Origin of the sequence: Arachidicoccus sp. BS20, assembly GCF_001659705.1 — a bacterium.
GTDB lineage: Bacteria > Bacteroidota > Bacteroidia > Chitinophagales > Chitinophagaceae > Arachidicoccus.
Genome location: NZ_CP015971.1, coordinates 1,713,130 through 1,724,937, shown reverse-complemented (window position 1 = coordinate 1,724,937; position 11,808 = coordinate 1,713,130). Strand labels below are relative to the sequence as shown.

11 protein-coding genes are annotated in these 11,808 nt (G+C 39.6%); 5 read left to right on the top strand and 6 right to left on the bottom strand.

The genetic code is table 11. The features are described from left to right. Nucleotides 1–241: 241 nt before the first annotated feature. The 5 genes from A9P82_RS07745 to A9P82_RS15635 form a co-directional block, all read right to left on the bottom strand. On the bottom strand, nt 242–505 hold the full coding sequence (locus tag A9P82_RS07745) for a hypothetical protein (protein WP_066206324.1): 264 nt from the start codon (nt 503–505) through the stop codon (nt 242–244). 144 nt (nt 506–649) lie between these two features. Continuing rightward, on the bottom strand, nt 650–1,069 hold the full coding sequence (locus A9P82_RS07740; RefSeq protein WP_066206319.1) for a hypothetical protein: 420 nt from the start codon (nt 1,067–1,069) through the stop codon (nt 650–652). A gap of 136 nt (nt 1,070–1,205) precedes the next feature. Next, nucleotides 1,206–3,455: a RelA/SpoT family protein gene (locus A9P82_RS07735; RefSeq protein WP_197492271.1), complete on the bottom strand. Its 2,250-nt coding sequence runs from the start codon at nt 3,453–3,455 to the stop codon at nt 1,206–1,208. A gap of 157 nt (nt 3,456–3,612) precedes the next feature. Then, nucleotides 3,613–4,020: a YdeI/OmpD-associated family protein gene (locus A9P82_RS15640; RefSeq protein ID WP_197492270.1), complete on the bottom strand. Its 408-nt coding sequence runs from the start codon at nt 4,018–4,020 to the stop codon at nt 3,613–3,615. 39 nt (nt 4,021–4,059) lie between these two features. Next, the gene (locus tag A9P82_RS15635; protein ID WP_197492269.1) at nt 4,060–4,245 is read right to left on the bottom strand and encodes a DUF1801 domain-containing protein; all 186 of its coding nucleotides are present in this window, start codon (nt 4,243–4,245) and stop codon (nt 4,060–4,062) included. A 164-nt stretch (nt 4,246–4,409) separates the two neighbouring features. On the opposite strand from A9P82_RS15635, the gene A9P82_RS07725 reads away from it, so the two are divergent. From A9P82_RS07725 to A9P82_RS07715, 3 genes are all read left to right on the top strand, one after another. Further along, nucleotides 4,410–5,282, top strand: coding sequence for a hypothetical protein (locus A9P82_RS07725; protein WP_156522626.1), 873 nt, complete (start codon nt 4,410–4,412; stop codon nt 5,280–5,282). A gap of 85 nt (nt 5,283–5,367) precedes the next feature. Beyond that, on the top strand, nt 5,368–6,198 hold the full coding sequence (locus tag A9P82_RS07720) for a hypothetical protein (protein ID WP_066206314.1): 831 nt from the start codon (nt 5,368–5,370) through the stop codon (nt 6,196–6,198). 117 nt (nt 6,199–6,315) lie between these two features. Next, a complete protein-coding gene (locus tag A9P82_RS07715) occupies nt 6,316–7,605 on the top strand; it encodes a bifunctional folylpolyglutamate synthase/dihydrofolate synthase (protein WP_066206312.1) in 1,290 nt (429 codons plus the stop codon). Between the two features lie 92 nt (nt 7,606–7,697). Here A9P82_RS07715 and tyrS read toward each other — a convergent pair whose 3' ends face one another. Continuing rightward, on the bottom strand, nt 7,698–8,969 hold the full coding sequence (gene tyrS / locus A9P82_RS07710; RefSeq protein WP_066206305.1) for a tyrosine--tRNA ligase: 1,272 nt from the start codon (nt 8,967–8,969) through the stop codon (nt 7,698–7,700). Nucleotides 8,970–9,089: 120 nt separating this feature from the next. Between tyrS and A9P82_RS07705 the strand changes: the two genes are divergently transcribed. Then, nucleotides 9,090–10,394 (top strand): TolC family protein, encoded by a 1,305-nt coding sequence (locus A9P82_RS07705; protein WP_066206302.1) that lies wholly within the window; start codon nt 9,090–9,092, stop codon nt 10,392–10,394. Nucleotides 10,395–10,606: 212 nt separating this feature from the next. After that, complete coding sequence (locus A9P82_RS07700) at nt 10,607–11,695, top strand: efflux RND transporter periplasmic adaptor subunit (RefSeq protein ID WP_066206300.1); 1,089 nt, start codon at nt 10,607–10,609, stop codon at nt 11,693–11,695. Nucleotides 11,696–11,808 lie beyond the last annotated feature (113 nt).

Below are 11,808 nucleotides of genomic sequence, written 5' to 3'. Positions count from 1 at the left end.
TGGCAACTTAACTGAAATGCTTGTAGTTTTTTCTATGAATTTCTCTTGCTTTGGGAATGTCCGGTTATGACAAGAAAAAATAAAAATAGAACATATAAAAAAATAATACTTCATGACAAAAGTTTAGAGATATAGAAGATGATAGTTTTACATCTGATGCATTTAATATTACTACGTTGTATTTTTTATAATAAATAGATTGGCTTGCATTTACAAACCAATCTATAAGCAATATCGCAGGCTATACTCCATCGCAATCAGTATCATAATGGACATTTGTATAGTGACCACTTTCAACTTTTGCATCCGCTGCCGCTGCACAATCTGCCTGTGATGAAACTTGAATTGGGTCAAATTCCATTACAATATTGGAGGAGCCGATATTACCTCTAATACAACAAGAATGGCTTGCTGGCATATTGCCACCCTTTACTTGTTTCATCTCTTCTCTTGAGAGTACTTGAACACCTTCTAATTCTTGAAGGTTTAATCTTAACTTATGCATGATTAAATAATTTTAAAAATGAATTTAATTTTTACTTGAGCCTTTCCGCCTTTTCGGGAAGATTTTACAGCGTTAAAAAATTAGTTTACGCCGTAAAATTTCAAGTCCCCATGCTTATATAATCAGTATAAGGTATTTTTTCAATTATTTAACACAAGGTTGAAAAATCATCGTTGGGGAATAGCAAAGGTTGTTGATGTCGTAGCTAAGAGAAATAGTACTGCTTGTTACTTTTTTAGCTTCTTCTCTTGAAAGAATGTGTACATCTTCAGAATTGTTCAGGTTAAGTTTTCTTGTTTTCGCTTTCTTATCCGGCGTTTCTTCTTCGTCATAATTGATGAAAAATGATTTTACCATTTCGCCGTCTTTTTCATAATAATAAGTGTGCAGGTTTCTATCGTATTTTATAGGGAAGCCCATTTCTTTCATTTCTTTGAGCGTAAGTTCCATGTGGCTTTTGCTCAAACCGTTTTTGTTGGCAAAGGTTTGCAAGTCGCCTGTTGCTTTTCTTTTTACGAGATAATCAATAAACACAAGACGATTGAGATAGCGCAGAATAGACATAATATTGAATTTTAGATTATCGAAATAATTATTCTACTAATAAGATGCAATTCCTTCTCATTTTCCATAAAGGACAGACAATGTTTTGCCTATCTCTGACGGCTTTAAACATCATCCGTGCATCTGTGGCAAAAAACTATTTCTCTTCCGTATCAAATCGTTCCACCTGCTGAATGCCGTTCAATTTTTTTAATCGTAAAACCAGCTCGTCCAGCTCTTCTTTGTCGTGGACAAACACTTTTACTTTTCCCATAAAAATACCTTCCTGCGATTCAATCGTAAGCGCTGCAATATTAATTTTCAGGTCTCCGCTGATGATGTTGGTAATCTTGTGAATTACGCCCACATCGTCCATTCCGGTAATTTGCAAGCCGGTAAGGAAAGATATTTCTTTATTTTTCGCCCACTTGGTTTTTACTATTCTATGTCCCTGATTTGCCATTAGCTGCGCGGCATTCGGGCAGTTGGTACGATGAATAATCAAACCTTTTCCTACGCTCACAAAACCAAACACATCATCGCCGGGAATGGGATGACAACAATTTGCCAGCGTGTACATTACTTTGTCGCTGCTTTCGCCAAAGATGATAAGCTCAGAATCCTTTTTGGAAAAAGTTTTTGTTGTTCCACTTTCGTGTGCAGCCTTTTCAACTTTTTCAATGTGTGGATATTCCAGCTTGTCACCATTAACTACAAATTCGTCTTTCAGCTCTTTAAGGTCGATTTTTTTAATGGCGATATTGTAATACAAATCGAGATGAGAAGACAATTTATAGAAGTTCATCAATTCGTCCACATTGTAGGAAGATGCAGGCACACCGAGGTTTTCCAGCTTTCTCGAAAGTGTGTATTTTCCGTCTTCGGCAATGGCGCGTTTTTCTTCCTTTAGCGCGTCTTTAATGCGGTTACGCGCTTTTGCGGTAACTACAAAATTCAACCAGTCTTCACTCGGTTTTTGCTTGTTACTTGTGATGATTTCGACCTGGTCGCCGCTGCGCAATTTATGGCTGATGGGAACGAGCTTGTGATTGACCTTTGCGCCGATACACCTTTGCCCGATAGCCGAATGAATACTAAACGCAAAATCCAGCGCTGTTGAACCGGTCGGCAACATTTTTACATCGCCTTTTGGTGTATAAACATAAATTTCCTCTGCGAGAAAACTTGTTTTAAAATCCTGCAAAAAGTCGATGCTGTCCGTACCTTGCGTGCTAATCATTTCACGTATTTGCCCGAACCATTTATCAAAGCGGTCTTCATCGCTTGCACCTTCTTTGTATTTCCAATGCGCCGCCAAACCTTTTTCCGCAATTTCGTTCATACGTTTTGTGCGAATCTGCACTTCCACCCAGCGACCTTGCGGTCCCATAACTGTTGTGTGTAAAGCCTCATAACCATTGCTTTTTGGGTTGCTCAGCCAGTCGCGCAAGCGTTCCGGCGAGGGCGTGTAAGAATCCGTAATCATGGAATACACTTTCCAGCAATCTTCTTTTTCTCTTTCAGGCGGAGAATCAAGAATTACACGAATGGCAAATAAATCATACACTTCCTCAAAGCTCACGCTTTTCTTTTTCATTTTATTCCAAATGGAATGAATGCTTTTCGGTCGCCCGTAAATATCAAAGTTAAAATGCGAAGCTTGAAGTTTTTCTTTAATTGGTTTTATAAATTCGTTGATAAAGCGCGTACGCTCACGTTTTGTTTCAGATAGTTTACGAGCAATGTCGCGGTATTCCTGCGGCTCAAGATATTTCATCGCAAGGTCTTCCATTTCCGTTTTAATCGCGTACAATCCCATACGATGCGCGAGCGGTGCATATACCCAAACGGTTTCGCTGGCAATCTTCAATTGCTTTTCCGGCTTCATCCAGTCGAGGGTACGCATATTATGCAAGCGGTCTGCCAGCTTGATAAGGATTACACGTGGGTCGTCCGTCAGCGTGAGTAAAATCTTCTTAAAATTTTCTGCTTGTTGCGAAGTGCTGGCATCTACAACAGTCGCGATTTTGGTAAGTCCATCAACAATTTTTGCAATTTCATTTCCAAATTCCCTTGCTACATCTTCGATAGTAATATCGGTATCTTCCACAGTATCGTGGAGCAACGCGCAAATGGTGCTACGCACACCAAGCCCGATTTCTTCCACGCAAATCATTGCCACAGCAATCGGATGAAAAATATACGGTTCGCCGCTTTTGCGCCGCATGGTTTTGTGCGCTTCGGCAGACATTTCAAACGCATGACGCACAAGTTCTTTGTCGCCCTTTTTGAATTTGGGACGAAGTACCTTAAGGAGCGCGCGGTAACGTCTGAGAATTTCTTTCTTTTCCTGTTCTGCGTCTAAGGTATATTTGGTCAGTTCTTTTTCTAAAGTTTCCGTAGTCAAGAGTTTTTATAAATTAGATGAATTGATAAACCGATAAACAGCTTTACTACAAGGCTACTACGAATTTAATCGTTTTTTGTGTAGAAATAAAATTTATTTTCTTTCATCTGTTGATTCTTGTTGATTTTTAATTGCCAGATGGAATGAACCAAAATAGTCATTGTTTCGGGTATGTAAAGTTCTTATGGCTCATTTCATATTTCCAGTTTCTCGCTTTGCCTTCGGCAATCCGTTCGACAGATGTTTCGATTCTTTTTGTACGTGTGGCTTCAGTTTTGGCTTCCGTAATCCATTCGATATATTCTTTCTTTTTTGACGGAGAAAAATTTTTAAAGTTTGTAAACGCATTTTTATTTTTCTTCAAGGCAGTTCCAAAATCTTTCGGAACTTCAATAGCTAAATTTTTGGTTGCAGGCTTGCGTTGTATCGTTTTTCCCTCTTCCGTCAAAGTCATTGCTTGTTGAATGAGTTGGATAATTTTTTCATCCGAAGGTAAATTTTCCAATGAAGTTATTTTACCGAGAATGCCCATGCCGCCTGTGTCTTCGGACGCTTTGTTTGTCATCCCTAAATGACTCGCAAGCCACAAGTTAAATGAGCAATGTTACTTGAACGCAGCCATGCTGCACAATATTTTTCCCCGGTAATCAAAATTCGGAAAACTCCATTTAATGGTTTCAGTTGCTTGCGGGCAAGCTTTATGAATCAGCTTTCGTAAATGTTTTAAAACCGGCTGCGCGAATGGTTTGGCTTTTGCAATGTATTCATCAACGCGAACATCTTTTTTCATCTGTTTATATTTTTATTGCTTTTAATGGTCAGATGGAATTCGCCTGTTGGCTCATTTCATGGCTCGATATTTTTCATAAACTTAGAATAATTGTTTTACTTTAACGGAGCATGAAAAGCATATTTTTTTGATTTTTATTAATTTTGTCAAAATACATTTTGGTTTTGAGTAATAACGAACAAACAAAAAATTTAAAAGCGGCAGGTTATACATTCGCAACTTGCGCAATACTTATCAGCATTTTGCTGTTGGTTAGCTGGACGTTGCCGCCAACGCCGCAGCCGCCTGTGGATAATGGTATTGAAGTAAATCTCGGCAATAGCGACCAAGGTTTTGGCGATGTTGCACCGCAATTGCCCGGCGAACCTTCGCAAGACGATAAGCAAACTGATAATCCGCCGCCTACTGTGGCTTCGCACGATGAGCCGCAGACATACAAAGAAGTTGCGGAAAACAATGATAATGACGTTCCGGTAATTAAAACTTCGCCGAAACCAAAAGTTGTAAAAGAGAAGCCGAAAGCAATTGAAAAATCGGTGGAGAAAAAAACGGAGAGCAAAGTGATTAATAAAACACCTGCGCCACCAACACCAAAAGCAGTTTACAAAGGCGGAACTAACAAAGGCACCGGCGGCAATAACGCAGATAGTTACAATGGTGTACGCAATCAGGGAATCGCAGGTGGAAACGGCGACCAGGGAAAAACCAACGGCGACCCAAACTCCGATAATTATAATGGAAACGGCGGCACGGGTACAAGCGGAGTAAGCATTCGAAGCGGCTTAGGTGGAAGACGATTTACAGGTGGAACAACTTTTCAGGATAAATTCAATGAGAATGCAAAAGTGGCTGTGGACATTGTTGTAAACGCGGCGGGACAAGTAACTTCTGCGACGATTAATCCACGCGGAACTACAACGACTAATTCTAATATCTTAAACATTGCAAAGCGCAAAGCACGTCAGTTGAAATTCAATAAAAGCAAAGTGGAGACACAAACAGGGACGATTGTTTTTAATTTTAAATTGAACGGATAATTTTCCTTGAGGTTTGGTGCAGCAGTTATTGCAATAAAAGGAAATGTTTTTTATTTATATTTTTTAACCACTCAAAAATAAAACCGTGAAAAAAAAATTTATTTCTATTATTACACTTTCTCTTTCCGTATTAATTGTATCCTTCGCCAATGCACAATTTTTAAGTCACTTAAAAAACAAAATCGAGCAGAAAGCAAACGATGCCGTTGATAAAGTCCTTGATAAAAATAGCAATACTACAACAAGCACAACAGCGGTAAGCAACCCCAAGAAATTTTTTGAAGATGCTGCAAAAACTTATGATTTCCACGCAGGCACGACAAACGTATTTCAAGATAATTTTGAAGAAGACTCTTTAGGCGCGATGGCGCAATACTGGAAAACAAGCGGCTCCGGTTCCATCCGGCAATTTCCCGATGAAAACGGCAAATGGCTATCATTCAAAGAATTTACAAGCTATAAATTAAAAAGCGACAAACCTTTGCCGCAAAACTTTACGATAGAATTTGACATCGCTACGCACAGTAATACAAGCGCAAGTGATTTAGAGTCATTGTCGTTCGGTTTTGCCCATGACAATAATATCAGCGAATATATCAGCGACGCATATAACGAAAAAGCAATTACATCTACCGAAATACAATATGGAAATGAAGCAGTAGTTAGTTCAAGTAGCGACACAAAAATATACAATACCACATCTTTCCCTTTGGCGCAATATGCGGTAGGAAAAATGCACGTTGCCATCGCAGTAAATGGGAATAATATGCGCGTGTATCTTGACAAAGTAAAAGTATTGGATACACAAATGTTTTTGAGCAGTTCCAAAAACAAATATTTCTACTTCAGTACCAGCACACAACTTGACAACGGAGCGAAAATCGGTATCGGCAATTTCAAGATAGATTCTATGTAAGCACAAAATTTTTCTGAAAAAAAACAAAAAACGAGTTCGATTACGGACTCGTTTTTTTGTTGAATAAATTTTGAAAATGCTTTTCAATTTATAGTTCCGGAAGATTAGCTTTGCACCATGAATTACCAGGAAACACTTGACTTTCTGTACGCCCAACTGCCCATGTTCAGCCGTATTGGTGCAAAAGCAATGAAAGCCGATTTGACGAATACTTTAGCTTTATGCGATGCACTCGGCAATCCGCAAAACAAATTCAAATCTATTCATATTGCAGGTACAAACGGTAAAGGTTCATCGAGCCATATTATTGCTGCAATACTGCAACAAAGCGGTTACAAAACAGGCTTATATACATCGCCGCATTTGTATGATTTTCGCGAACGTATCAAAGTGAACGGCGAGCTTTGCACGCAGGAGTTTGTGATAAATTTTGTTAAAAAAATAAAGCCGCAGCTTGAAATTATTCAGCCTTCGTTTTTCGAGCTGACTGTTGCAATGGCATTTGAATATTTTGCGCAGCAAAATATTGATGTTGCCGTAATAGAAACGGGGCTTGGCGGGCGTTTGGACAGTACGAATGTAATTTTGCCCGAAGTAAGTTTGATTACCAATATCGGTAAAGACCACATGGATATTCTGGGCGATACATTGGAAAAAATTGCCTTTGAAAAAGCAGGAATTATCAAGCAAAATATACCTGTTGTTGTGTCGGAAATTTTGCCTGAAACAAAACCTGTTTTTGAAAAAGTTGCGAAAGAAAGAAACGCGCCGTTGATTTTTGCGCAGGAAGTCTTTAAAGTAGTTGATTACGATTATCAATTAAAAGGTTTGACGATTAATATTGAAGAAATCGCAAGCAATGAAACGAAAAAATACGAGTTGGATTTGACGGGAATTTATCAGACAAAAAATATAGTGGGCGTATTGGCGACTGTTCAACAACTTCAACAAAAAGGCTGGAATATTGATGAACAAAGTATTTCAATCGCTTTAAAAAATGTAAAAGCATTGACAGGCTTGCATGGTCGTTGGGAATTATTAAATGAAAATCCAACCATCATTGCCGATGTGGGACACAACGAAGACGGCGTTAAACAAATCGTTCAACAACTGCAACAGATTCAATATAATCATTTGCATATTGTACTGGGATTTGTAAAAGATAAAGATGTCTCCGCAGCGTTGAATCTTTTGCCCAAAAATGCAACGTATTATTTTACCAAAGCGCAAATTCCGCGCGCGTTGAATGAAACTGAATTGGCAAAGCTTGCACACGAAAAAAACTTGCAAGGAAGAGCCTTTGAAAATATAGATGCAGCCTTGCTTTCAGCGAAATCGAATTATCAAAATGATGATTTGATTTTAATTTGCGGAAGCGTGTTTTTGGTAGCAGAAGTGAAGGTATGACACCACAAAGGCTTCAAGCCGCACGAAGAAACACAAAGGCACATAAAGAAAATCTTTGTGTGCCTTTGTGTTTTAGTGTCTTTGCGGCAAAATCATTTCACTTCAATCAAGTAATAATTCTTCTTTCCTTTTTGCGCGAGCAAATATTTATTGTGCAGCAAAAACTCAGGCGTAATCAACATTTGCGCATCATCCATCTTTTTACGATTAATACTGATGCCGCCGTTTTGCAGCATTTTTCTTGCTTCGCCTTTACTTGGGAAAATTTTTATTTCTGCTAAAAAAGTAATCACATCCACATTCAACTGTGATGAACTGATTCCAATTTTCTGCACGCCTTGCATTGTTTCCAAATCTTCAACGGAAAGACTTTCCGCAGGCGCGGTTTGATTGGCAAATAATTTTTCCGTTACTTCAATCGCATTTTTATAAGCGTCTTCTCCATGCACAAAAGTTGTAATCTCCTGCGCCAAACGCTTTTGCAGCAAGCGTTTTGAAGCATCGGCTTTGTGCCGTGCAATTAAATTTTCGATTTCGTCTTTCTGTAAAAAAGTAAAAATCTTAATCCAGTTTTCCGAATCCTCATCCGAAGCATTCAACCAAAACTGGTAGAATTGATAAGGTGAAGTTTTTTCTGCATCCAGCCAAACATTGCCGCTTTCTGTTTTTCCAAACTTCGTTCCATCAGCTTTTTTAATCAGCGGGCAAGTGAATGCAAATGCTTCTCCGCCGAGTTTTCGACGAATGAGTTCCGTGCCTGTCGTAATGTTTCCCCATTGGTCGCTGCCGCCCATTTGCAGCTTGCAATTTTCATTTTTACACAAATGATAAAAATCATAACCCTGCATTAATTGATATGCAAATTCGGTGTAAGAAATGCCCGCATCGCCTTCAATGCGTTTCTTCACACTATCCTTTGCCATCATATAATTCACGGTAATATGTTTGCCTGTATCGCGCAAAAATTCTATAAAAGAAATGCCTTTGAACCAATCATAATTATTGACCAAAACTGCCGCGTTATCAGCGTTTGAGCTAAAGTCTAAAAATTTTGAAAGTTGTTTTTTTATCCCTTCAACATTTATATTAAGTTGTTCTTCATTCAACAAATTCCTTTCGGCACTTTTGCCGCTCGGGTCGCCAATCATGCCGGTTGCGCCGCCAACCAAAGCATAAGGTTTGTGTCCTGCACGTTGCAAATGCACGAGCAATAAAATCGGTACAAGGCTTCCGATGTGCAAGCTGTCCGCCGTCGGGTCAAAACCAATATAACCCGAAGTTTTTTCCTTCAACAATTGTTCTTCCGTTCCGGGCATTATATCCTGCAACATTCCGCGCCAGCGCAATTCTTCAATCAAATTCATTCAAAATAATTTTTGCAAATGTAACAGAACAAGAGGAATAAAAATTGAAAAGCCTTGTGTGATATTGGTTACAAAACTTTTTTTTATATCAAAATAGCTTTGCACTGAAAATAATGAATAATGAATTTTCAACGAACTATTTTGATTTTTTTATGGGTGCTTTGTGCCAAAAGTTTATGGGCGCAAACGCAAACTTTGCAATTAAAAGATGCCATTGCTTCGGCTTGCGAAAACAACAAGCAGGTTGTATTGGTAAATAATGATGAACAAATTGCAACGGCAAAATACAAGCAAACCGACGCCATATTTCTTCCGCAGGTTGGCGTGTCTTACACGGCTTTGACGACCAACAATCCCTTGAATGCGTTCGGCTTTAAGCTGCAACAGCAAAGCATTGCGCAGAGCGACTTTCAGCCTGATTTGCTGAATCATCCGGGCAATACTTCCAACTTCTCGGCGCAGGCAATGTTGCAGCAACCGATTTTCAATCCTGATTTATTGTACCAAAGAAAAGCGGCAAAGATGCAAATCGAAATCAGCGGTTTGCAAAAAGCACGCACGCAGGATTTTATCAAATGGCAAACGCAAAATGAGTTTATGCAATTGCAGTTGGCGTATGAAGTGGTGAAAGTGTTGGAAGAAGCATTGACTACAACCAAAGCGATTTACAAATTTACCAATGACCGTTACCAGCAAGGCTATCTGCAAAAGTCCGATTTGCTGAATGTGGACGTGCGCATAAAATCTATTGAAACGCAGTTGGCATCGGCGCGCAGCGCTATTCAAAATCATTCCGACAACCTGAGTTTATTGATGGGAAAACCTGCGGGAACTATTTATATGGTGGACAGTTTGCAGGCTTTGCTTTTGCCCGCAGAAATTTCATTGCCCGAAAACCGTTCCGATTTTCAGGCGATGAGCAAGGCTTCTTCGTCTTACGATTTAATGATGAAAAGTACGAAGATGAGCGCGCTGCCGAAGCTCAACGGTTTTGCAAGTTACCAACTGAACGATGCGAATGCCTTTGGTTTTCACAGCGGTTCTTATCTCGCTGGCTTGCAACTGACGTGGAATATTTTTCAGGGAAATAAAGTACACAGCACGATTAATGAGCAAAAATTGCAACAGCGAAAAATCAACACGGAGCTGTTGCAAATGAAAGATAAAAATCAAAATGAATTGAATGCGGCGCAGCGAAATCTTTCTGATGCAGCTTATCAAATCATGCAAACAAAAGCATCTGTGCAACAAGCGCAGGAAGTGTTGAATATTTTGCAAAACCGCTACAAGCAAGGATTGGCGGGCATTACAGATGTTTTGTTAGCGCAATCGCAATTGTCGCAACAACAGCTCGCTTATCAGCAAGCCATCTTAATGCAGAATGTAGCAGTTGTATATATCCAATTTTTAACGGCGGATAATTAAGGAAATGTTTGAGATTTATAAAGATGAAAATGAGATTTCTCCTGTCGTCGAAATGACAAGTGTAGGTGTCTTCATTTTTATTCAAGACTGATGATGATTTAAAGAAAAAGAAAACCTATCCCGTCATTCCGAACGAGGTACGAGTGAGGAATCTCATTACAATAATTCTAATTGAAACTATTAAACAGACTCTAATTTTTAAAAGAATTTTTATGAATAAAATCAAACAAATTTTTCCGGCTGCATTGCTTGGAATTTTTCTTTACTCGTGCAATAGCAATTCATCTACGAACGACGATTTTTCTGATAAGTCAATAAACGTAACGCTCGCAAAGCCTTTCAGCGGAAACAACGGCAACAGCATTTACGCGAGCGGAACGGTGGAAGCCGTACAATCCGCGCAAATCGGCACGCGGATGATGGGAACGATTACCAAAGTGTATGTGCAAATCGGCGACCATGTGCAGAAAGGACAATTATTATTTACCGTAAATGCTTCGGACATCGAAGCCAAAAGCGGGCAGGTTACGGCAAACATTGCGCAGGCGGAAGCGGCTTTGGCAAATGCCAAAAAAGATTACGACCGCTTCACGGTTTTGTATAAACAAAACAGCGCGACTGCGAAAGAATTGGACAATGCAACCCTTCAATATAAATCCGCGCAGGCGCAATTAAATGCGGCAAAACAGATGAAGAACGAAGTAAATGCGAATATGGATTACGCCCGTGTTACTGCACCTTTCAGCGGAATTATTACCCAAAAAATGATGGACGCCGGCAGCCTTGCGAGTCCCGGAATGCCGGTGCTGGCAATGGAACAACCGGGCGATTTACAAGTTGTTGCCACCATTTCTGAAAATGATATTGACAACATTCACAACGGTGCTGTTGCCGATGTACACATTGCTTCGGCGGACAAAGAGGTGCAGGGAACAGTTACGCAAATCAGTCCTTCTTCCGCGCAAACAGGCGGACAGTTTGTGGTAAAAATCGCTTTGCCGGAAAATGAACAGCAAGGTATTTTATCGGGTATGTATGCAAATGTTTCTTTTGCAGGAAAAACAAAAATGAGTAACACCGATTCGCAAATAATGATTCCGTTGAATGCACTTGTACATAAGGATGAATTGTCGGGCATTTACACAATTTCATCCAACAATACGGCTTTGCTGCGCTGGATTCGCACGGGAAAAATTTACGGCGATAAAGTGGAAGTATTAAGTGGTTTGCAAGCGGATGAAAAATTTATTGCGCAGGCAGACGGAAGATTGTATAACGGCGCGCCGGTGAAAGTGAAATGATTGTTTATCGTGATTTGGTTTAACCGCAAAGTTCGCAAAGCATATCGCAAAGCACACGGAGCAGCCTTTGCAAACTTTGCATAAAACTTATCGCTCTTTGCGGTTTTATAACT

Bases quoted from the DNA above. Each gene is read 5' to 3' on its own strand.
- A9P82_RS07745 (WP_066206324.1), bottom strand. From the start codon at position 505: ATGCATAAGTTAAGATTAAACCTTCAAGAATTAGAAGGTGTTCAAGTA.
- A9P82_RS07740 (WP_066206319.1), bottom strand. From the start codon at position 1,069: ATGTCTATTCTGCGCTATCTCAATCGTCTTGTGTTTATTGATTATCTC.
- A9P82_RS15640 (WP_197492270.1), bottom strand. From the start codon at position 4,020: ATGACAAACAAAGCGTCCGAAGACACAGGCGGCATGGGCATTCTCGGT.
- A9P82_RS15635 (WP_197492269.1), bottom strand. From the start codon at position 4,245: ATGAAAAAAGATGTTCGCGTTGATGAATACATTGCAAAAGCCAAACCA.
- A9P82_RS07715 (WP_066206312.1), top strand. From the start codon at position 6,316: ATGAATTACCAGGAAACACTTGACTTTCTGTACGCCCAACTGCCCATG.
- tyrS (WP_066206305.1), bottom strand. From the start codon at position 8,969: ATGAATTTGATTGAAGAATTGCGCTGGCGCGGAATGTTGCAGGATATA.
- A9P82_RS07705 (WP_066206302.1), top strand. From the start codon at position 9,090: ATGAATTTTCAACGAACTATTTTGATTTTTTTATGGGTGCTTTGTGCC.
- A9P82_RS07700 (WP_066206300.1), top strand. From the start codon at position 10,607: ATGAATAAAATCAAACAAATTTTTCCGGCTGCATTGCTTGGAATTTTT.